The sequence below is a fragment of the Massilia sp. BGA-UO-ETr-WB1 genome, from assembly GCF_059567845.1.
The window spans coordinates 432052-453534 of the sequence record NZ_JCAQOT010000021.1 but is presented as its reverse complement, the minus strand read 5'-3'; the positions used below and the strand labels follow the sequence as shown (position 1 = coordinate 453534).

The following is a 21483-nucleotide window of genomic DNA, read 5'->3' as shown; positions in this document are numbered from 1 at the left end:
AAAACTATAACAAAAAGTGGCTTCCATGAAGGTAGTGATCGTTGATGACACCCACATCAACCTGGTGTTGATGTCGCGCCTGATAGGCAAGCTCGACGGCGTGGAAACGGTCAGCTTCCAGTCCGCGCGCCCGGCGCTGGAATGGTGCAACAGCCATGCCTGGGACCTGCTGATCATCGATTACATGATGCCGGACATGGACGGCCTGGCGCTGATCGCCGCCCTGGGCGGGGGCATGCACGCGGACCCGCGCGAGCGCCCGCCGGTGCTGATGGTCACCGCCAGCACCGACCTCGACGTGCGCCACCGGGCGCTCGAGAACGGCGCCAGCGACTTCCTGATCAAGCCGATCGACAAGGTGGAGTTCCTGGCCCGCACGCGCAACATGCTGCAGCTGCGCCGCGCCACCGTCGGCCTGCGCGACGAGGTGCGCAAGGCCACCGCCGAACTGCGCGCGCGCGAGCAGGAAACCATCATGCTGCTGGCGCGCGCCTCCGAATACCGCGACCCGGAAACCGGCGCCCACATCGTGCGCATGGCGCACTACTCGCGCCTGATCGCGGCCGAACTGGGCCTGTCCGAGCAGGAGCAGGAGGACATCCTGAACGCGGCGCCGATGCACGACGTGGGCAAGGTCGGCACGCCGGACCAGATCCTGCTCAAGCCGGGCCGCCTGAACGAGGAGGAAATGGCGGTGATGCGCCAGCATGCGCGCATGGGTTACGACATCCTGAAGGGCAGCCAGGCACGCATGCTGCAGCTGGCCGCCGAAATCGCGCTGAGCCACCACGAGCGCTGGGACGGCGCCGGCTACCCGGGCGGCCACGCCGGCGAGGACATCCCGCTGGTGGGGCGCATCGTCGCCGTGGCCGACGTGTTCGACGCGCTCACCAGCGTGCGGCCGTACAAGCAGGCCTGGAGCATGGAGCAGGCGCGCCAGTACCTGCTGGACAACCGCGGCAGCCACTTCGACGCGCGCTGCGTGAACGCGCTGCTGGCGCGCTGGGGCGAGGTGCAGGCCATCAGCGCGCGCTACCGCGACGAGGGCCGGCCGGCCTGAGGCCCGGCCGCGCGGCGCTGGAATGCAGTACGCCCGCCTGCTCAAGCTGGTGCAGCGCGCCCTGGGCGCGCAGGACGGCGCCGAGATGGCGCAGCGCCTGGCGGACCTGCGCGCCATCGGCGAAACCACGCTGGCCAACGGCTTGCTGGCCTTGCTGATGGAGGGGGAGCGGGCCGACCCCGGGCCCGGCTTGCCGCCGCAGCGCGAGGCCGAGGAGGACGCGCGTCACCGGCAGGAACTCACCGAACAAATCCTGGACCAGCTGCCCATCCCCGTGTTCCTGAAGGACCGCGACGGCCACTTCCTGCGCTTCAACAAGCGTTTCGAGGAATTCACCCAGCGCACGCGCGAGGAGATCCTGGGCCGCACCATCGAGCATTTCGCCTCGCCGCGCTGGGCCGAGGCCACGCGCGCCGAGGACAGCCTGGCCTGGAGCAGCGGCCGCATGGTGACCAGCGAGCGGCGCCTGATGAGCTTTGATCCGCCGCGCGACGTGCTGGTCAGCCGCAACGTCATCAACAGCGGCGGGCGCAGCTACATGCTGGGCTACTTCATCGACATCAGCGAACAGCGCGCCGCGCGCGACGCCATGCAGCGCGCGGTGGAGTCGGCCGAAGCGGCCAGCCGCGCCAAGAGCGAGTTCCTGGCCAATATGAGCCACGAGGTGCGCACGCCGATGAACGGCATCCTCGGCATGACGGAGCTGGTGCTCGAATCGGACCTCACGCCCGAGCAGCGCGCCGACATCGGCCTGGTGAAGGCCTCGGCCGACGCCTTGCTGTCCATCGTCAACGACATCCTGGATTTTTCCAAGATCGAGGCCGGCAAGCTCGATCTGGAGGACGTGCCGTTCGACCTGCGCCAGATGGTGGAGGACAGCGTGCGCGTGATGGCGCTGCGCGCGCGCCAGAAAGGGCTGGCGCTGCGCTGCGAGCTGCCGGCCGGCCTGCCGCGCAACGTGAAGGGCGATCCGGGCCGGCTGCGGCAGGTGCTGATCAACCTGATCGGCAACGCCATCAAGTTCACCGGCCAGGGCGGCGTGACGGTGGCGGCGGCGCCCGGGCGCGAGGACGACGAGCGCTGCGACATCACGTTTTCGGTGACCGACACCGGCATCGGCATCCCGCTGGAAAAGCAGAAGCTGATCTTCGAGGCGTTCGCGCAGGTGGACGGCTCCACCACGCGCGAGTACGGCGGAACGGGGCTGGGGCTGACCATCTGCCGCCGCCTGGTGATCCTGATGCAGGGCCAGATCGGCGTCTACAGCGAGCCGGGGGCGGGCAGCACCTTCAGCTTCACCGTGCCGCTGCGGCACACCGGCCTGGCGGTGGCGGCGCCGCTGCCCGCGCTGCACATCCCGGCGGCGCGCGGCCTGGTGATGGCGGAGGGCGACGAACTGGCGGCGCCGGCTCCGGCCGCCCCTGCGGCGCTGCCGCCACGCCACGCGGACACGCGCAGCGGCCAGGACCGCCGCCGCAATACGGCCGCCGGCGGCCGCCCCGGCGCGCCGGCCGAAGCGCGCGCCGGCAGCCTGCGCGTGCTGCTGGCGGAGGACAACCCGGTCAACCAGCGCCTGGCGCTGCGCCTGCTGGAAAAGCTGGGCCACCGCGCCACGCTGGTCGACAGCGGCGTGGCGGCGCTCGAATACGCCACCAGCGCGCGCTACGACGCGGTGCTGATGGACGTGCAGATGCCCGGCCTGGACGGGCTGGCCGCCGCGCGCCATATCCGCATATGGGAGCAAAACAGGGAGCAGGGCGGCCGCCTGCCCATCATCGCCATGACCGCGCGCGCCATGGCGGGCGACCGCGAGCGCTGCCTGGAGGCCGGCATGGACGACTATCTGTCCAAGCCCATCAGCCTGGCGCGCCTGCGCGAAGCGCTGGAAAAATGCGCGGCGGCCTGCGCGCCGGGCGGCATGCCGGTGCTGGACTGGGCGGGCGCGCTGCAGCGCCTGGATGGCGACGAGGACCTGCTGCGCGAACTGGCCGCGCTGTTCCTGCAGGACGGCCCGCAGCTATGGCAGGAAGTGCTGGACGCGCAGGCCGCGCAGGACCAGGAACGCGCGCTGCGCGCCGTGCACAACCTGAAGGGCGTGCTGATGAACTTCGGCGCCGCGCGCGCCATCGCCGCCGCCGGCAGCGCAACTGCCACGGGCATGGAGGCCGCGCTGCAGCAGCTCTACTCGGCGCTTGGCAAGGAGCTGGGCCGGGCGCCGGATCAATGCGCGCCGGGCCGGTACATATAGCCGCGCGACCAGGGCAGCTCGCGCGGGTTGCGCCCCGCCTTGCCGCACACGATCTGGTACAAGCTCAGCAGGTCCTGCTCAAAGCCGTACACGCAGCCGGCCAGGTACACATGCCAGATGCGGAAGCGTTTCTCGCCAGCCAGCGTCTTGATGCGCTCCGCGTTGGCCTCGAAATTGTCGGTCCAGATCGAACAGGTGCGCGCGTAATGGCGGCGCAGGTTTTCCACGTCGTACGCCTCCAGTCCGCCCTGCTGCATGGCCTTGAGCACCTGGCCCAGGTGCACCAGTTCGCCGTGCGGGAACACGTACTTGTCGATGAACTCGCCGCCGCCGTAAGGCGTCTCGCCGCCCTCCGCGTCGGTGCTGGTGATGCCATGGTTCATGGCCACGCCGTTCTCCGCCAGCAGGGCGTTGATGGCGCTGAAATAGTCCGGCAGATGCCTCAGGCCCACGTGCTCGAACATGCCCACGCTGGTGATGCGGTCGAAGCTGCCGCGCACGTCGCGGTAATCCTGCAGGCGGATGTCCACCAGCTGCTCCAGCCCGGCCTCGCGCACCCGTTCGCGCGCCAGGTCGAACTGGTTCTGCGACAGCGTGATGCCGACGCAGCGCGCGCCGTAGCGCTGCGCCGCGCGCATCGCCAGCGCGCCCCAGCCGCAGCCGATGTCGAGCAGCGTCTGCCCGGGCTGCAGCCGGATCTTGGCCAGGATATGGTCGATCTTCTTGATCTGCGCGGTCGCCAGGTCCTCGTCGCCGCGCTCGAAATAGGCGCAGGAATACACCATGGCCGGGTCCAGGAACTGCTGGTAGAACTCGTTGGACACGTCGTAGTGGTAGCGGATCGCCTCGGCGTCCTTCTTGCGGTCGTGCGTGAAATTGCGCGCGATGCGGGCGAAGCGCCCCTGCTCCTTGAGGGTGGAGCGCGCCAGCGCGTTCACCACGGCGATCATGTCGCGTGCCGCGCCGCGCACCTCGATCAGGCCTTCCACGTAGGCCGACCCCAGGTTCGACAGCGAAGGCGTGAGCAGGTAGCGCGCGGCCGACGCGCGCGGCAGCCGTATCGTCACGCGCGGCGGCTCAGGGGAAAAGTCGAACTGCTGGCCGTTCCACAGTTCTATGCGCAGCGGCATGGCGGCCTGGTGCCGCAGGCCCGCCATCCAGGCGCTGAGTCGGTTTTGCGCGAACAAGGTAGCCTCCCTAAAAGTCAGGGCTGCAAGCGCTCCTTCTTCCAGCTGCCGTCCGCTTGCAGCGTAAACACGATGCGGTCATGGAAGCGCGAGCGCCGGCCTTGCCAGAACTCCACCCGCTCCGGCACCAGGCGGTAGCCGCCCCAGTGCGGCGGGCGCTGCGGCTGGCCGCCGCTGGCCGCTTCCACGGCCGCAAAATTCGCCTCCATCTCGGCCCGGCTGGCGATGTGCTCGCTTTGCTGCGAGGCCACCGCCGCCAGCTGGCTCTTCACGGGACGGCTGTAAAAATACGTGTCGCTGTCCTCGACCGAGGTTTTTTCCACGCGGCCCTCGATGCGCACCTGGCGTTCCAGCTCGCGCCAGAAAAACAGCAGGGCCGCATGCGGGTTCTGCGCTAACTGCCGGCCTTTCTGGCTCTCGTAATTGGTGTACCACGTGAAGCCGCGCTGGTCGTATTGCTTGATCAGCACGATGCGCGAGCTGGGCTTGCCGTCCGCGCCCACGGTGGCCACGCTCATGGCGTTGGCCTCGAATACTTCGGCCTTCATGGCTTCGTCGAACCATTTGGCAAACTGGTCCACCGGGTGGTCCAGCGTGTCCGCTTCGTCCAGGCTGGCGCGGCCGTAATCGAGCCGCAAATCGGCGATGTCGACGCCGGCGGCGACGGCCTTGGCAGCCGGCGCCGGCACTGCTGCTGCCGGCGCGATGCCCCGGCGCGCCTGCATCGCGCCGCCCAGTTCCTGCATCTGCGCCGGGCTGAAGAGGCGCTTGGCCATCGGCGCGATATGCTGTTCCTCCTGCTCCATGTGGGCCGTGTAGTCGGCGACGAATTTCTCCACCGTGGAAGCGGACAGGGCTGTATCTGTCCCTGTGGCAATTTTGTCAAGTTGTGATTTAATTATAAGCCAATCCGCATCCATTTGCTGATGCTGCTCAAGGATGCGCGGCATCAAATCGTGTAGCACGGCCGCGTCCGCGTCGCGCGCGGTGGCGTCCAGCATCGGCAGCAGGTTCTGCTCCTCGTCCTGGTGGTGCAGGTGGGCCGCGTTGTTGAAATATTTCAGCACCGCTTGCGCCGCCTGGCGCGCCTGCTCGTCGGCGCCGTGCTGCGGCAGGTGGGCCAGCAGGTTCTGCAGCGTGGCGAGCTGCTTGCGGATGCGGTCGTGGCAGTGTTTCAGCACGGCGATGGGCTGGCCGAAGTCGGGCGCCGTGTCGATCAGGGAGTTGCTCATGGAGGGCTCGTCGGTTGGCTATGGATGGTCAGGCATTCTAGAATAAATCCTTGCCGCCCGCGTCCGCTAAAATGGCGGGATGAACGAACTCATTATCCCCCCCCACCCGGACGTCGACTTCGAGCGCCGTTTCGGCGGCGTCGGCCGCCTGTACGGCCAGGCCGCGCTGGAACGCTTCCGCCGGGCCCGCATCTGCGTGATCGGCGTCGGCGGCGTCGGCTCCTGGATCGTCGAGGCGCTGGCGCGCAGCGCCATCGGGCGCCTGACGCTGATCGACCTCGACAACGTGGCCGAATCGAACATCAACCGCCAGATCCAGGCGCTGACGGACACCGTCGGCCAGGCCAAGATCCACGCGCTGGCCGGGCGCATCGCGCAGATCAACCCCTACTGCGAAGTGACGCAGATCGAGGATTTCGTCGATCCGGACAACCTGGAGCAGATGGTCGGCGTGGGCCGCTACGACTACGTGGTCGACGCCATCGACAGCGCCAAGGCCAAGACCGCGCTGGTGGCCTATTGCCACCGCAACAAGATCCCGCTGATCGTGATCGGCAGCGCGGGCGGCAAGACCGACCCCACCAAGATCGAAGTGCGCGACCTGTCCAAGACCGAGCAGGAACCGCTGCTGAAGAAAGTGCGGCGCCGGCTGCGCAGCAACTACGGCTTCCCGCCGGGCATGAAGAACAAGTACAACATCGACGCCGTGTTTTCGATGGAGCCGCTGCAGGCGCCGAACACCGGCGAAGCATGCTCGATCGACGGCGACGAGCGCGCGGTCACCGGCCTGAACTGCGCCGGCTACGGTTCCGCGATGGTGGTCACCGCCACGTTCGGCATGGTGGCCGCCGGCCACGTGCTGAACAAGCTGGCCGCCGAAGTTGCCCAGCCCGCCGCCCCCGCAAGCGCCCCCGCCGCCGCCGCAGCAGCGGCCTGAGCCGCATTTGCCCCACTTTGGGGTCCGACCCCGGAGTGGAGGGTAATGCGGCTTAGCTCGCTTGAATAAGCTGTTGATTTGTTTGGACATGTTTTGTGGCAATGGGCAGGTATGTGCCGCTGGGCAGCGATTCGACCAGCGCCACTTCGCGGACGTGCCACGGCACCGGCGCGAACTGCGCGGCGGGCGGGGCGCTCTTCGCTTCGCGCGCCAGCGTGATGTGCGGCTTGAACTCGCCGTGCGTGGCCGCTGAAAAGCCGGCCGCTTCCAGCCGCGCCATCAGCTCGGCCTGCATCGCCGCCAGCGCCGGCGGCGGCGCCGTCATGCCGGCCCACGCGATGCGCGGCCGCTGGAAGTAGCCCAGCATGTCCACCTGCAACCGCAGCGCCGGCACCGCCAGCCCGTCCAGTATCGCCAGCAGCGGCGCCAGCGCCCCGGCCGGCTGCTGGCCCAGGAACGCCAGCGTCAGGTGCAGCTTGGCCGGCGCGATGGCCCGCCCCGGCGCCAGCGGCTGCAGCCGCGCCAGCGCGGCGCGCGTGTCCTCATCCGGCCACAGCGCAAAAAAAAGCTTGCGGCCGGACGGTTGAATAATTGCATCGGATGGCTGATTTGTTATCATGTGCATCGCTTGAAACCTCAACGAAAGAATACATCATGGCCCGTCGTTCCGTTTTGTTCGCAGTCCTTTTCGCCGCCACCGCTACCCTGGCGCACGCCGCCGGCCAGGCGCCGGCCGCCGCCGATGCTCCGGCCCCCGCTCCGGCGCCGGTGGTGGTCGGCTCGGCCCAGCCCGGCCCGGCCGCCGATTCCCTGATCATCAACGACGTGAAGGTCGGCACCGGCAAGGAAGCCGTCGCCGGCCAGGTGGCCCGCGTCAACTACACCGGCTGGCTGTACCGCCCGCTGGCCAAGAACCAGCGCGGCAAGAAGTTCGACAGCTCCATCGGCCGCGAGCCGCTGGAGTTCACGCTGGGCAAAGGCCAGGTCATCAAGGGCTGGGACCAGGGCGTGCAGGGCATGAAGGTGGGCGGCAAGCGCGTGCTGATCATTCCGGCGGAACTGGCCTACGGCGCGCGCTCGGCCGGCGAGATTCCGCCGAACTCCGCGCTGACCTTTGAAGTGGAACTGCTGGACGTGAAATAAGTCCTTCGGGGCCGCGCCCCGTGGTGCGCGGCCCCGAAATCGGCGTAGACTGAAGCCTCCAGCCACTTGAGCGGAGCCCACGTCATGAATATTGCCAACGATGTCACTGAACTGATCGGCAACACGCCGCTGGTTCGCATCAACCGGATGGCCGCCGGCGCGCCGGCGCAAATCCTTGCCAAGCTAGAGTTTTACAGTCCCGCGCACAGCGTGAAAGACCGCATCGGCCTGTCCATGATCCAGGCGGCCGAAGCCGCCGGCCAGATCCGTCCCGACTCCATCATCCTCGAGCCCACCAGCGGCAACACCGGCATCGCGCTGGCCATGGTGTGCGCCGCGCGCGGCTACCGCTGCGCGCTCACCATGCCCGACACCATGAGCCGCGAGCGCCGCATGCTGCTGCGCGCCTATGGCGCCGAGCTGATACTCACGCCCGGCAGCGAAGGCATGCTGGGCGCCATCCGCCGCGCCGAGCAGCTGGCCGAGTCGGACCCGCGCTACCTGATCCTGCAGCAGTTCAACAATCCGGCCAACCCGGACATCCACCGCCGCACCACCGCCGAGGAAATCTGGCGCGACACCGACGGCCGCGCCGACATCCTGGTGGCCGGCGTGGGCACCGGCGGCACCATCACCGGGGTGGGCGAAGTGATCAAGGCGCGCAAGCCGGCGTTCCAGTGCATCGCCGTGGAGCCGGACGCGTCGCCGGTGCTGTCGGGCGGTCCCAAGGGCCCGCACCCGATCCAGGGCATCGGCGCCGGCTTCGTGCCGGCCGTGCTGAACACGCATGTCTACCAGGAAGTGATACGGGTGAAGAACGAGGACGCCTTCGCCACCGCGCGGGCGGCGGCGTCGCAGGAGGGGTTGATGGTGGGCATTTCGTCGGGCGCGGCGCTGTGGGCCGCGATCCAGGTGGCGCAGCGGCCCGAGAACGCGGGCAAGCTGATCGTCACCATCATTCCCTCGTTCGGCGAGCGCTATCTGAGCACGGCGCTGTTCTCGGGCCTGGCCGACCAGTAGCGGCCGGCCGGTAGCCAGGCGGCCGCGCCGGCCGCGCGCTCAGGGCGCCTGCAGGCAGCAGGCGTGGTCGGTGGTGCCCATTTCCACCTGCAGCGTGCAGTGGTGCACCGCGAAGTCGGCTTTCAGGCGCGCGGCGATCTCGTCGAGCGCTTCGTCGCCGGGGTGGCCGCCCGGCATCACCAGGTGGGCGGTGAGCGCCGTCTCGGTGGTGCTCATGGCCCAGATGTGCAGGTCGTGCACCTCGTTCACGCCGGGGCGGGCGCGCAGGAAGCGCTCCACTTCGGGCGCGTCCACCGAGTCCGGCACCGCCGCCAGCACCAGCTTCAGCGCCTCGCGCAGCAGCGCCCAGGTGCTCACCATGATGATGACCACGATGGCGATGCTGACCAGCGGATCGAGCCAGGTCCAGCCGGTCCACATCACGGCCAGGCCGGCCAGCAGCACGCCCAGCGAAATGGCGGCGTCGGCCGCCAGGTGCAGGTAGGCGCCGCGGATGTTGATGTCGTCCTTGGCGCCGGCCATGAACAGCCAGGCCGAGAAGCCGTTGACGGCGATGCCCACCGCCGCCACCACCGACACCGTCAGGCCGTGCACTGGGGTGGGGTTCATCAGCTGCTGCACGGCTTCCCAGGCGATGGCGCCGCAGGCGGCCATCAGCAGCATGGAGTTGAACAGCGCGGCCAGCATGGAGCTGCTGCGCAGGCCGTAGGTATAGCGCTGGTTGGGCGCGCGCCTGGCCAGGATGGCGGCGCCCCAGGCCAGCATCAGGCCCAGCACGTCCGACAGGTTGTGGCCGGCGTCGGCCATCAGCGCGGTGGAGTTGGCGATGAAGCCGTAGCCGAATTCGATGGCGACAAACACCGTGTTCAGCGCAATCGCGATGGCGAAGGCGCGGCCCTGGCTGTTCGGGTCGCCGTGGTGGTGGTGGCCGCCGTGCCCGTGGCTATGGCCGTGCTCATGCTTGTGATCGTGCCCATGATCGTGGCCATGCGCGTGCCCATGTTCATGCTTATGGTCGCGGTCATGGTCGTGATCTTGGCCATGCTCGTGGTCGTGCGCGCGGCTGTGGCCTGCGCGCTGCGGTTCATGCTGGTGGTCGTGGTCGTGTGGCATGGCTTATCCGGGTTCGGCTATATGTTCGAGCATATCGTGGAGAACGCCGCTGATGTGGGCATCGGCGGCGGAGTAGAAGACCTGCTTGCCCTGGCGCTCGGACTTGACGATGCGGGCCGCGCGCAGCAGGCGCAAATGGTGGCTGACCAGCGAGCTGCTGAGCTGCAGCGCGGCGGCGATGTCGCCCACGGCCACCGGCGCCGCCACGCAGGCGAGCACGATGCGCAGGCGCGTCGGATCGCCCAGCAGGTGGAACAGGTCAGCCAGCTGGGCGATGGAAGCGTCGGATTCGGGTGGTGTGCACATAAGTCAACATGTGAATAGGTGTTCACATGTTAGCACATTGCGGCGGGGACTTATTTTTGCAATTCAGCCTGGATCTGCCCGCGGGTTTTTGCGTCCAGCTTGTCGATGGCGCGGGTCAGCTTCTCGGCCTGGGCCAGGGCGGCGGCCTGCTGCGGTGTCAACTGGGGCGCCGCCGCGGGCTTGCCGAACAGCGCCTGCGCGCCGGTCACCAGCAGCGCGGTCAGCAGCGAGATGGCGGCGGCCGCCGCCAGCAGGCGCTGCTCGCGCGGCGTCACCAGCGGCGACTGGGTGGCGATGGCTTTCACCGGCGCGGCCGGGGCGGGCTGGTAGCCGGCAGCCGGTGGGGCGGACGATCCGGCCGGCGCCAGCCCGCCGGCGGCGCGCGCCTGCTCGGCCAGTTCCTGCGAGGCCGCGTCGATGCGCGCGATGTGGCGCTCCACCGATTCGGCCAGCACCGCTTCGTTCAGCGCCACCAGCGCGAAGATCGGATCGTCGATATCGACCTTGACGCCGGTTTTTTCAAACACGAGACTGCGCAGCTTGTGCTGGTCCATGGCGCCGTCCCGTTACCAGCTGACTTTGTCGAGCTGTTCGAACAGGTCGCGGAACACCACCTTGATGCGCTGTTTTTCCATCACGTTGAACTTGTCGCTGGCCTTCACTTCCTCGGCCGTCAGGCGCGCCGTGTTCATCTTCTTGATGTCGGCGCCGAAGGTGTCCGCGTTGCGTTGCGTGAGCACCACGCGGCCCACCACGCGCGCCGCGTTGTCGGCGTAGGTCTGCGATTCGATGAAGGACTTGCCGGAGGCCGACACCAGCTGGCCGAAGTGTTCGTTCTCCCACAGCACCAGCGGCACCGAGGTCGATTTCGCGGTGGACAGAAAGCCGGTCGCGGTGTCGTGCAGCGTGTCGCCGCCGCCGACGATGGTGTGGATGTAGACCTTGCGGCCCGATTCCTGCAGCAGCGCGAAGCAGTCGTTTTCGATCAGGTAGGCCACCAGCGGCGAGAAGGTGTTGGCGCCGTTGTCGATCACGCAGTTGCCGTCTTCTTCCAGGATGTCGATCATCAGCGCGTCGAAGCGCTTGGGGTCGATGGTGCGCGCGTCCGTCATCACCGGCACGTGCTTCACGTCCATCGCCTTGTAGCGCGAGAAGGTGGCGTTTTCCTGGTCGGTGTCGTAGCAGCGCAGCGGCGTTTCGTCCTTGGCCGCCAGCCATTGCGCCAGGATGGTCGACACCAGGGTCTTGCCTATGCCGCCTTTGCCCTGCAGGATGAAATGTACGGTGTTCTGCATCGCGCTCTCGTGAAATATGTCTCTGATTAGTGGGCCTGCCCGGCACGCACTATACCAAAAAGCGCAGCAGCCCTTGCAGCGAATGCGCCACGGCCTGTTCGCGCACGGCGCGCCGGTCGCCGCTGAACACCAGGCGCTCGGTGCGCACGCCGCCCGGCCCGGCCCAGCCGAAGCACACCGTGCCCACCGGCTTGCCGGCCACCGCGCCGCCCGGCCCGGCTATGCCGGTGGTGGACAGCGCCACCTGCGCCGCGCTGTGCGCCAGCGCACCGGTGGCCATCGCCGCCGCCACTTCCTCGCTGACGGCGCCGTGCTGCGCGATCAGGCCGGCCGGCACGCCCAGCAGTTCGGTCTTGGCCGCGTTCGAGTAGGTGACGAAGCCGCGCTCGAACCAGCCGCTGGAGCCGGCGATGTCGGTCACCGCTTGCGCCACGCCGCCGCCGGTGCAGGACTCGGCCGTTGCCAGCAGCAGGCCGCGCGCCTGCAGGGCCGCGCCCGCCTCGGCCGGCAGCCGGTCCAGCGCCGCCGCATCCGCATCTTGCCTCGCCGCCGGGCTTGCCGGTTCCGTTGCCGTGTTGTCCATTTGCGTAGTCCTCTTGCATTGCGTACAGTTATTTACTGTGCACATTCTAGCCCGCCACGCTTTGCACACGGTCAAAAAATTCTGCTCAGCAAGGGCAAAAATGCGTACACTCGACTAGCCTGCATTTACTTGGTATCTAAGTTAAAGGGAGGGGAGACATGCAGTTTGCAAGCTTGCCGCAACTGCCGCGTCTGCCGCTGCGTCTGGCGCTGCTTCTGCTGCCTTTTTGCCTGCTGTTTGGTCTGCTGATACTGGCAATGCCGCTGCGCGCCGCGGCCCAGGACCAGAACCTGGAGCGCCAGGTCAAGGCCGCCTACCTGGTCAAGTTTGCCGGCTTCGTGGAATGGCCCGAGGGCAGCTTCGTGCGCCCCGACACTCCGCTGGTGATCGGCGTGCTGGGCGCCGACGCGCTGGCCGACGAGCTCGAGCGCAGCGCGGCCGGCCACAGCGCCAATGGCCATCCGCTGCAGGTGAAAAAACTGAAGAAGGGCGAGCCGCCCGGCCACCTGCACATCCTGTTCATCGGCGCGCTCGACAAGGCCAGCCTGCAGGAGGTGCTGGCCGCCACCCGCAGCCAGCCCATGCTCACCGTGTCCGACAGCGAGGAAGCGCACGCGCTGGGCAGCATCATCAATTTCGTGCTGGCCGACGAGCGGCTGCGCTTCGAAGTGGCGCTCAAGCCGGCCGCCGCCGCCCGCATCCGCATCAGCGCGCGCATGCTGTCGGCGGCCTACCGGGTGGCGCCAGGGGGGGCGACATGACGGACCATCACAGGAAGGACGGGCACGCGACGGGCGGCAGCGTGCAGGGCGGGCACGTGAAGGGTGGGCACATGAAGGGTGGGCACATGAAGGGTGGGCACATGATACGCATGCGCTCCCTGCGCCAGAAGCTGCTCGGCGTGGTCATGCTCACCACGCTGGTGGCGCTGCTGGTGTCGCTGGCCATGATCGTGGCCTACGACTTGCGCGCCTACCACCAGAGCGTGAGCGGCGACATGGGCACGCAGTCCGAACTGATCGGCCACATGAGCAGCGCCGCGCTGGCCTTCGACGACAAGGCGCTGGCCAAGCAGACCCTGTCGCTGCTGCGGCTGCGCCCCAAGGTCAACGCCGGCGCCATCTACAACGCCAAGGGCAAGCTGTTCGCCAGCTACGTGGCGCCGGGCCAGGACGTCCATTTCCCGCAGCAGGCCGAGGCCGACGCCATGCGCTTCGAGGACGGCAAGCTGACGCTGTTCAAGCGCATCGTCGATAACGGCGAACTGGTGGGCACGGTCTACCTGCGCGCCGAGTATGAAATGGTGGGGCGCCTGGCCGACTACATGGGCATCGCGCTGCTGGTGATGCTGCCGGCCATGGGCATCGCCTACCTGATCATGCGCCGCACCGACTACATCATCACCCGCCCCATCCTCGACATCCGCGACGTGGCGCGCGAGGTGGTGCAGACCGGCGACTATTCGCGCCGCGCCGCGCCCACCAGCGAGGACGAGGTGGCGCAGCTGGTGGAGTCGTTCAACTCCATGCTGAGCGAGGTGGAGATCCGCCAGCGCGAGCTGGCGCAGTCGAACAGCGAGCTGGCGCGCGAGGCCGAGCAGCGCACGCAGGCGCAGCAGGAAGTGATGCGGCTGAACCAGGAACTGGAGCAGCGCGTGCACGAGCGCACCTTGCAGCTGGAGGCCACCAACGGCGAGCTGGCCATGGCCATGGAGGAGGCCAAGAGCGCCAACCAGGCCAAGTCGGCCTTCCTGTCTTCCATGAGCCACGAACTGCGCACGCCGCTCAACGCCATCCTCGGCTTCGCCCAGATCCTCACCTCCGACAAGCTGCCCTCCACCCTGGTGCAGAAGAAGGAGTTCGCCAGCCATATCCTGAAGTCCGGCCGCCACCTGCTCACCCTGATCAACGAAATCCTCGACCTGGCCAAGATCGAATCGGGCGCGGTGGCGCTGTCGATGGAGCCGGTGGCGCTGCAGGAGATGCTGCAGGAAGTGCGAAGCATGACCGAGCCGCTGGCGGCCGCGCGCGGCATCCGCATGCTGTTCCCGGATAACTGCCCGGCCACCGTGGGCGCCGACCGCACCCGCCTCAAGCAGGTGCTGCTCAATTTGCTGTCCAACGCCATCAAGTACAACCGCGAGGGCGGCGCGGTGGTGGTCGACTGCAGCAGCAGCGGCCCGGGCCTGTTGCGGCTGTCGGTGCAGGACACCGGCATCGGCCTGAAGCCCGAGCAGGTGGCCATGCTGTTCCAGCCCTTCAACCGCCTGGGGCAGGAGACCGGGCCGGAGGAGGGCACCGGCATCGGCCTGGTGGTGACCAAGCGCCTGGTGGAACTGATGGGCGGCGTGATCGGCGCCTCCAGCAGCCAGGGCGTGGGCAGCCTGTTCTGGATCGAGCTGCGCGCCACCGATCCGTTGCCCACGCTGCTCGACAGCGAGGCGGTGCGGGTGCTGGGCGACAGCAGCGGCCAGCGCGCGCCGGACGCCCCCGCCGCCGTGCTGTACGTGGAGGACAATCCGGCCAACCTGAAGCTGGTGGAGGAGATCATCAGCTTCCGGCCCGACCTGCGGCTGCTGTCGGCGCCGGACGCCCACCTCGGCATCGAGCTGGCGCGCGCGCACCAGCCGGACATCATCCTGATGGACATCAACCTGCCCGGCATGAGCGGGCTGGACGCCATCCGCGTGCTGCGCAGCGACAGCCGCACCACGCACATCCCGGTCATCGCGCTGACCGCCAACGCCATGCCGCGCGACATAGAAAAGGGCGTTGCGGCAGGATTCTTCCGTTACCTCATCAAGCCGATCAACATCGATGAATTCACGGAGGCCATCAACAGCACGCTGGCCCATATCGCCGAACGCAAAGCCAGCAAGGAATTGTCATGATCACCCAGGCCGACATCCTCAACGCGAAGATCCTGATCGTGGACGACCAGGCGGTCAATGTGCAGCTGCTGGAGTATTTGCTCACCACCACCGGCTACACCGCGGTCAGCTCCACCACCGATCCGCGCGTGGTGGCGCCGTGGCACGAGCAGCACAATTACGACCTGATCATCCTCGACCTGCACATGCCCGGCATGAGCGGCTTCGACGTGATGAACGCGCTCAAGCCGCTGGAGGCGGAAGCCTACCTGCCGGTGCTGGTGGTGACGGCGCAGCCGGACCACAAGCTGGCCGCGCTGGAGGCCGGCGCGCGCGATTTCGTCAGCAAGCCGTTCGACCCGGTGGAGGTGCTCACGCGCATCCGCAACATGCTGGAAGTGCGGCTGATGCACCGCGAAGCGAAGAACTACAGCGCGCTGCTGGAGCAGACCGTGCGCGAGCGCACCGCCGAGCTGCAGCGCTTCCGCAGCGCCATGGACGCCACCGCCGACGCCATCTTCCTGATCGACACCGCCACGCTGGCGCTGGTGGACGTGAACGACGGCGCCTGCCGCATGCTGGGCTACGGCCGCGCGCCGCTGCTGGCGCTGGAGCCCGAGCGCATCGGCCTGGGTTCGCGCGAGCATCTGCAGGCCCATTGCGCGGCGGCCCGCTCCAGCGTGGCGGCGGCGCGCGCGCCCGAACTGCTGGAGACCGAGCTGACGCGCCAGGACCTGGCGGCGGTGCCGGTGGAGCTGTACTGGCAGCTGCAGCACGGGGCCCGGTTCGACCACGCGGCGGGGCCGGACCCGGCCGGCGTGCAGCCCACGCTGATCTGCGTGGCGCGCGACATCAGCGAGCGGCGCCAGGCCGAGGAGCGCCTGCTGCACATGGCCCATTACGACAGCCTGACCGGCCTGCCCAACCGCACGCTGTTCTTCCAGACCCTGGCCGAGGCCATCGAGCTGGCGCAGGACAAGGAGTGGCGCATCGTGGTGCTGTTCATCGCGCTGGACCGCTTCAAGAACATCAACGATTCGCTGGGCCCGGCGGCGGGCGACGAGCTGCTGCGCCAGTTCAGCAACCGGCTGGTGCAGTGCGTGCGCATCCGCGACACCGTGGGCCGCCTGGGCGGCGACGAGTTCGCGCTGATCCTGACCATGACGCGCAACCAGCAGGACGCGGTGCTGGTGGCCAACGAGGTGCGCGAGGCGCTGCGCGCGCCGTTCGACCTGGAGGGCCACCCGGCCGCGCTGACCGCCTCGATCGGCATCGCCATGTACCCGGACGACGCCACCGACCCCGAAACGCTGGTCAAGTACGCCGACACCGCCATGGAGCGCGCCAAGCAGGCCGGCCGCGACGGCTACCGCTTCTTCACCGCCGGCATGAACGTGCAGGTGCTGGCGCGGCTGGACCTGGAGCTGGCGCTACGCCGCGCGCTGGACGAGAACGAGCTGCTGCTGTACTACCAGCCCAAGGTGAACCTGACCACCGGCCGCATCAGCGGCGCCGAGGCGCTGCTGCGCTGGCAGCGGCCCAACTACGGCCTGGTGTTCCCGGCCGAATTCGTGCCGGTGCTGGAGGACACGGGGCTGATCGTGCGGGTCGGCGCCTGGATCATCGACGCGGCCTGCCGCCAGATCGCGGCCTGGGGCCGTTCCATGGTGGGACCGGTGACGGTGGCGGTGAACGTGTCGAGCCGCCAGTTCGTCGAGGGCGACCTGGAGGGCGAGGTCAAGGCCGCCCTGGAGCGCCACAAGGTGCCGCCCGAACTGCTGGAGCTGGAGCTGACCGAGACCGCGCTGATGTCCAACGCCGAGCGCACCATCGGCGTGCTGGGACGGCTCAAGGAACTGGGCGTGAAGTGCTCGATCGACGACTTCGGCACCGGCTATTCCTCGCTGGCCTACCTGCAGCGCTTCCCGATCGACAAGCTGAAGATCGACATCGCCTTCGTGCGCGACATCACCACCAACCCGAACGACGCCGCCATCGCGCTGGCCATCATCAGCATGGCGCACAGCCTCAAGCTGCGGGTGATCGCCGAGGGCGTGGAGACGCGGCCGCAGCTGGAGTACCTGCGCCGCAACCGCTGCGACGAGATCCAGGGCTATTTCTTCAGCCGTCCGCTGCCGGCCGACGAGATGGGGCAGCTGGTGGAGGGCGGGCGCGGCCTGCCGCCGGACCCCAACCAGGCTTTCGAGCCGCCGCAAACCCTGCTGATCGTGGACGACGACGTCAACGTGCTGTCCTCGCTGCACCGCCTGTTCCGGCGCGACGGCTACCGCATCCTGACGGCGGCCTCGCCGGCCGAGGGTTTTGAACTGCTTGCGCTGTACCCGGTGCAGGTGATCGTGTGCGACCAGCGCATGCCCATCATGAGCGGCACCGAGTTCCTCAGCAAGGTCAAGGAAATGTATCCGGACACGATACGGATCATCCTGTCCGGCTATACGGGGCTGGAGGCGGTGCTCGATTCGATCAACCGGGGCGCGATCTACCGCTTCTACACCAAGCCCTGGGACGACATCCAGCTGCGCGACAATATCCGGCTGGCCTTCCACCACTACTGGCTGATGCACGGCACCGGCCGCCGCGCCGGCGAGCCGGGTGAGGACCATACGTCGCTGGCCTGAGCGCGTCAGCCGCCGAAGTGGTCGAAGCCCTGCAGCTTGAGCGCCAGCGGCGCGCCGCGCGCGTCCACCAGGCGCAGGCCGGCTTCGGCCTCGATGCGGCCCACCCGCGTGACGGCCGTGCCGCTTTGCGCGCCGGCCGCCAGCACCGCCTCGCGCGCGGACGCGGGCGCCGTGAAGCACAATTCATAATCGTCGCCGCCGGCCGCCGTGTAGGCGCGCCGCCACTCCGGCGCGCAGCCGGCCAGCACCGGCCCGGCCGGCAGCGCGTCCACTTCCAGCGTGGCGCCCACCCCGGACAGTTTCAGGATATGCCCGATGTCGCCCACCAGCCCGTCCGAAATATCGATGGCCGCGTGCGCGATGCGCTGCCGCGCCAGCAAGCGCCCCAGCGCCACGCGCGGCGTGGGCGCGTGCAGCCGCGCGCACGCTTGCGCGAACCTGTCCTCCTCCCGCGCCAGCGCCGCGCCGGCGCCCGGCTCCCGCAGGCAGGCCGCCAGCGCCAGGCGCGCGTCGCCCAGGGTGCCCGAGATCCAGATGTCGTCGCCGGGCCGGGCCGCGTCGCGCCGCAGCGCCTCGCCGGGCGCCAGTTCGCCGAAGATAGTGATGCAGATGTTGAGCGGCCCCTTGGTGGTGTCGCCGCCCACCAGCTCGCAGTCATGGGCGTCCGCCAGCGCGAACAGGCCGGCCGAAAAGCCCGCCAGCCAGCCGCGGTCGGCGGCCGGCAGCGCCAGCGCCAGCGTGAAGGCCACCGGGCGCGCGCCCATGGCGGCCAGGTCGGACAGGTTCACCGCCAGGCTTTTATGGCCCAGCCGGTACGGGTCGGCGCCGGCGAAGAAGTGGCGGCCTTCCACCAGCATGTCGGAGGAAATGGCGATCTGCATGCCGGCGCCGGGCGTCAGCAAGGCGCAGTCGTCGCCGATGCCGAGCGTGGCGCGGACAGGGCGGGGGCGCTTGAAGTATTCTGCGATGAGGTCGAATTCGGAGAGCATGCCGCCATTGTACTAGCGTACTAGGCGTTACCGCCCTCGGCCAGTTCGTCCTCCAGCGCCATCTGGCGCTTGTGGCGGCTGGAGCTGTAGCCCCACACGGCGGTCGAGGCCACGGCGGCGGCGGCCAGCAGCGCCGACTGCGCCGTGCCCGGCTCGGCGAAGCACAGCGAGGCGGTGGCCACCGGGAAGGCCACACTGGAGAGACGGAAGCTGTTGTGCCAGAACTGGTAGCTCATCGCGCGCCTTTCTTTCAAGGATGACAAAAGCATGTCAGTTAAGCCAGTCTATTACGCGACAGCTACATTGTCTAGAAGAACTAAGGCCTGCGCGCAATAGTTGCAAACTGAAAGGCGGAAGCGCCATAGAAAGAATTGATAAAATTGATAAGACCGATAGTTATTCTGCCTGATTCGTGAAAATACCTAGCTAACTGAAAGAATTGGTCTGATAGAATCGGAAGCTTTCCCGATAGACAAACAGGAAGGCAGCAAGAGCATGGATTCGTCATCTGATAAAAAAGAGGAATTGAGACAACAACTGCGCCTGGCCGCGCTCGAGTACCACGAGTGCCCCAAACCCGGCAAAATCAGTGTTACCCCCACCAAGCAGTTGACCAACCAGCGCGACCTCGCGCTAGCCTATTCTCCCGGCGTGGCTGCCCCCTGCGAAGAAATCGTCGCCGATCCCGCCAATTCGTACAAGTACACCGCGCGCGGCAACCTGGTGGCCGTCATCACCAACGGCACCGCCGTGTTGGGCCTGGGTAATATCGGCCCGCTCGCCGCCAAGCCCGTGATGGAAGGCAAGGGCGTGCTGTTCAAGAAGTTCGCCGGCATCGACGTGTTCGACATCGAGATCAACGAGTCCGACCCGGACAAGCTGTGCGACATCATCGCCTCGCTGGAGCCGACCTTCGGCGGCATCAACCTGGAAGACATCAAGGCGCCCGAGTGCTTCACCATCGAGCGCCAGCTGCGCGACCGCATGAAGATCCCGGTGTTCCATGACGACCAGCACGGCACCGCCATCATCGTCGGCGCGGCGCTGCTGAACGGCATCCAGCTGGTGGGCAAGAACATCAAGGAATGCAAACTGGTGGTGTCCGGCGCCGGCGCGGCTGCGCTGGCCTGCCTGGACCTGATCGTCGACCTCGGCTTCCCGCTGGAAAACATCTTCGTCACCGACCTGGCCGGCGTGGTCTACAAGGGCCGCACCGAGCTGATGGACCCGGACAAGGAGCGTTTCGCGCGCGACACCAGCGCCCGCACCCTGGCCGAAGTGATCCCGGACGCCGACATCTTCCTGGGCGTGTCCGCCGGCGGCGTGCTGAAGCAGGACATGGTCAAGCAGATGGCGCCCAACCCGCTGATCCTGGCGCTGGCCAACCCGAACCCGGAAATCCTGCCGGAAGACGTGAAAGCGGTGCGCGGCGACGCCATCATCTGCACCGGCCGTTCGGACTACCCGAACCAGGTCAACAACGTGCTGTGCTTCCCCTACATCTTCCGCGGCGCGCTCGATTGCGGCGCCACCACGATTACCCGCGAGATGGAAATCGCCGTGGTGCACGCCATCGCCGAGCTGGCGCACGCCGAGCAGTCCGACATCGTGGCCACCACCTACGGCATCCAGAACCTGTCCTTCGGTCCTGAATACCTGATCCCGATGCCGTTCGACCCGCGCCTGCTGACCAAGATCGCCCCGGCCGTGGCCAAGGCGGCCTTCGACTCCGGCGTGGCCACCCGCCCGATCAAGGACCTGGAAGCGTACGCCGACAGCCTGCAGCAGTTCGTGTACCGCTCCGGCACCTTCATGAAGCCGCTGTTCGCGGTGGCCAAGCAGACCCCGGCCGACATGAAGCGCATCGTCTACGCCGAAGGCGAAGAAGAGCGCGTGCTGCGCGCCGTGCAGGTGGTGGTCGACGAGCGCCTGGCCCGTCCCATCCTGGTGGGCCGTCCGGCCGTGCTGGAGAGCCGCATCCACAAGTTCGGCCTGCGCCTGCGCCAGGGCATCGACTACGACGTCATCAACCCGGACTTCGACGAGCGCTACCGCGACTACTGGACCGCCTACTACGCGCTGGCCAACCGCCAGGGCGTGACGCAGGAATACGCCAAGCTGGAAATGCGCCGCCGCCATTCGCTGATCGGCGCCATGATGATCAAGAAGGGCGACGCCGACGGCATGATCTGCGGCACCTTCGGCACCACCGACCTGCACCTGAAGTATATCGACCAGGTGCTGGGCCGCCGCCCGGGCGCCTGCGTGTACGCCGCCATGAACGTGCTGGTGCTGCCGGAGCGCCAGCTGGCCATCGTCGACACCCACGTCAACGAGAACCCGGACGCCAACCAGCTGGCCGCCATCACCATCATGGCCGCCGAGGAAATGAAGCGTTTCGGCCTGCAGCCGCGCGCCGCGCTGCTGTCGCACTCGAACTTCGGCTCCTCCAACAGCGCCTCGGCGCAGAAGATGCGCGCCGCGCTGGCCATCGTCCGCGAACAGGCGCCGGAGCTGGAAGTGGACGGCGAAATGCATGGCGACACCGCCATGGATTCCAAGCTGCGCCAGAAGATCATGCCCGATTCGACCCTGACGTCGGACGCCAACCTGCTGGTGATGCCGAACATCGACTCGGCCAACATCGCCTACAACCTGCTGAAAACGGCGGCCGGCAACGGCATCGCGGTCGGCCCCATCCTGCTGGGCTGCGCCGCGCCGGTGCACATCCTGACCCCGTCGGCCACCGTGCGCCGCATCGTCAACATGACGGCGCTGTGCGTGGTGGACGCGGTGGCCCAGCGCAAGGCGTAAACCAGCGGCTTGATGTTGCCCTGTAACAAGATGTAAGTAGTGTAAGCC

Annotated in this window: 19 protein-coding genes; 9 read left to right on the top strand and 10 right to left on the bottom strand. The window is 67.9% G+C overall.

The genetic code is table 11. The annotated features are described in order from the left end of the window. The first annotated feature begins 25 nt into the window (after positions 1-25). Together AC56DV_RS06735 and AC56DV_RS06730 are read left to right on the top strand one after the other, a co-directional pair. The gene (locus tag AC56DV_RS06735; protein ID WP_496313521.1) at positions 26-1060 is read left to right on the top strand and encodes an HD domain-containing phosphohydrolase; all 1035 of its coding nucleotides are present in this window, start codon (positions 26-28) and stop codon (positions 1058-1060) included. A gap of 22 nt (positions 1061-1082) precedes the next feature. Continuing rightward, positions 1083-3308, top strand: coding sequence for a PAS domain-containing hybrid sensor histidine kinase/response regulator (locus AC56DV_RS06730; protein ID WP_496313520.1), 2226 nt, complete (start codon positions 1083-1085; stop codon positions 3306-3308). On the opposite strand, the gene AC56DV_RS06725 is transcribed toward AC56DV_RS06730, so the two are convergent. Then, positions 3281-4495: a class I SAM-dependent methyltransferase gene (locus AC56DV_RS06725; protein ID WP_496313519.1), complete on the bottom strand. Its 1215-nt coding sequence runs from the start codon at positions 4493-4495 to the stop codon at positions 3281-3283. The genes AC56DV_RS06730 and AC56DV_RS06725 overlap by 28 nt on opposite strands. Positions 4496-4512: 17 nt before the next feature. After that, positions 4513-5727 carry a pyridoxamine 5'-phosphate oxidase gene (gene pdxH, locus AC56DV_RS06720; protein ID WP_496313518.1) on the bottom strand — a complete coding sequence of 405 codons (1215 nt, stop codon included), beginning with the start codon at positions 5725-5727 and terminating at the stop codon, positions 4513-4515. A 79-nt stretch (positions 5728-5806) separates the two neighbouring features. Here pdxH and tcdA point away from each other — a divergent pair, with 79 nt between their 5' ends. Then, positions 5807-6664, top strand: a complete 858-nt coding sequence (tcdA, locus tag AC56DV_RS06715) for a tRNA cyclic N6-threonylcarbamoyladenosine(37) synthase TcdA (protein ID WP_496313517.1) — start codon at positions 5807-5809, stop codon at positions 6662-6664. A 52-nt stretch (positions 6665-6716) separates the two neighbouring features. Here tcdA and thpR read toward each other — a convergent pair whose 3' ends face one another. Then, the gene (gene thpR / locus AC56DV_RS06710; protein ID WP_496313516.1) at positions 6717-7283 is read right to left on the bottom strand and encodes an RNA 2',3'-cyclic phosphodiesterase; all 567 of its coding nucleotides are present in this window, start codon (positions 7281-7283) and stop codon (positions 6717-6719) included. A gap of 35 nt (positions 7284-7318) precedes the next feature. Between thpR and AC56DV_RS06705 the strand changes: the two genes are divergently transcribed. Then, a complete protein-coding gene (locus AC56DV_RS06705) occupies positions 7319-7807 on the top strand; it encodes an FKBP-type peptidyl-prolyl cis-trans isomerase (RefSeq protein WP_496313515.1) in 489 nt (162 codons plus the stop codon). A gap of 84 nt (positions 7808-7891) precedes the next feature. Next, positions 7892-8827, top strand: coding sequence for a cysteine synthase A (cysK, locus tag AC56DV_RS06700; protein ID WP_496313514.1), 936 nt, complete (start codon positions 7892-7894; stop codon positions 8825-8827). Positions 8828-8866: 39 nt separating this feature from the next. On the opposite strand, the gene AC56DV_RS06695 is transcribed toward cysK, so the two are convergent. Genes AC56DV_RS06695 through AC56DV_RS06675 form a run of 5 tightly spaced genes read right to left on the bottom strand, consistent with a single transcriptional unit; the run spans position 8867 to position 12124 of the window. After that, a complete protein-coding gene (locus AC56DV_RS06695; RefSeq protein ID WP_496313513.1) occupies positions 8867-9940 on the bottom strand; it encodes a cation diffusion facilitator family transporter in 1074 nt (357 codons plus the stop codon). 3 nt (positions 9941-9943) lie between these two features. Then, on the bottom strand, positions 9944-10246 hold the full coding sequence (locus AC56DV_RS06690; protein WP_496313512.1) for an ArsR/SmtB family transcription factor: 303 nt from the start codon (positions 10244-10246) through the stop codon (positions 9944-9946). A gap of 50 nt (positions 10247-10296) precedes the next feature. Continuing rightward, a complete protein-coding gene (locus AC56DV_RS06685; RefSeq protein ID WP_496313511.1) occupies positions 10297-10800 on the bottom strand; it encodes a hypothetical protein in 504 nt (167 codons plus the stop codon). 12 nt (positions 10801-10812) lie between these two features. Then, complete coding sequence (locus tag AC56DV_RS06680) at positions 10813-11541, bottom strand: P-loop NTPase family protein (RefSeq protein ID WP_496313510.1); 729 nt, start codon at positions 11539-11541, stop codon at positions 10813-10815. A 49-nt stretch (positions 11542-11590) separates the two neighbouring features. Further along, on the bottom strand, positions 11591-12124 hold the full coding sequence (locus AC56DV_RS06675; RefSeq protein WP_496313509.1) for a CinA family protein: 534 nt from the start codon (positions 12122-12124) through the stop codon (positions 11591-11593). Positions 12125-12282: 158 nt separating this feature from the next. On the opposite strand from AC56DV_RS06675, the gene AC56DV_RS06670 reads away from it, so the two are divergent. The 3 genes from AC56DV_RS06670 to AC56DV_RS06660 are packed head-to-tail and all read left to right on the top strand — an operon-like array spanning position 12283 to position 17632. Next, entirely contained in the window at positions 12283-12885 is a 603-nt protein-coding gene (locus AC56DV_RS06670) for a TOL_0243 family YfiR-like periplasmic protein (RefSeq protein ID WP_496313508.1), read from the top strand. Further along, positions 12882-15014 carry a sensor histidine kinase, YfiR-like protein-associated gene (locus AC56DV_RS06665; protein ID WP_496313507.1) on the top strand — a complete coding sequence of 711 codons (2133 nt, stop codon included), beginning with the start codon at positions 12882-12884 and terminating at the stop codon, positions 15012-15014. Before AC56DV_RS06670 ends, AC56DV_RS06665 begins: the two co-directional genes overlap by 4 nt. After that, entirely contained in the window at positions 15011-17632 is a 2622-nt protein-coding gene (locus AC56DV_RS06660) for an EAL domain-containing protein (protein WP_496313506.1), read from the top strand. The genes AC56DV_RS06665 and AC56DV_RS06660 overlap by 4 nt, the downstream gene beginning before the upstream one ends. 5 nt (positions 17633-17637) lie before the next feature. Here the strand turns inward: AC56DV_RS06660 and thiL are convergent, their stop codons facing one another. Beyond that, positions 17638-18621: a thiamine-phosphate kinase gene (gene thiL, locus AC56DV_RS06655; RefSeq protein ID WP_496313505.1), complete on the bottom strand. Its 984-nt coding sequence runs from the start codon at positions 18619-18621 to the stop codon at positions 17638-17640. Between the two features lie 20 nt (positions 18622-18641). Continuing rightward, positions 18642-18857 carry a hypothetical protein gene (locus AC56DV_RS06650; RefSeq protein WP_496313504.1) on the bottom strand — a complete coding sequence of 72 codons (216 nt, stop codon included), beginning with the start codon at positions 18855-18857 and terminating at the stop codon, positions 18642-18644. A 259-nt stretch (positions 18858-19116) separates the two neighbouring features. On the opposite strand from AC56DV_RS06650, the gene AC56DV_RS06645 reads away from it, so the two are divergent. Further along, positions 19117-21435, top strand: coding sequence for an NADP-dependent malic enzyme (locus AC56DV_RS06645; RefSeq protein WP_496313503.1), 2319 nt, complete (start codon positions 19117-19119; stop codon positions 21433-21435). The last annotated feature ends 48 nt before the right edge of the window (positions 21436-21483 follow it).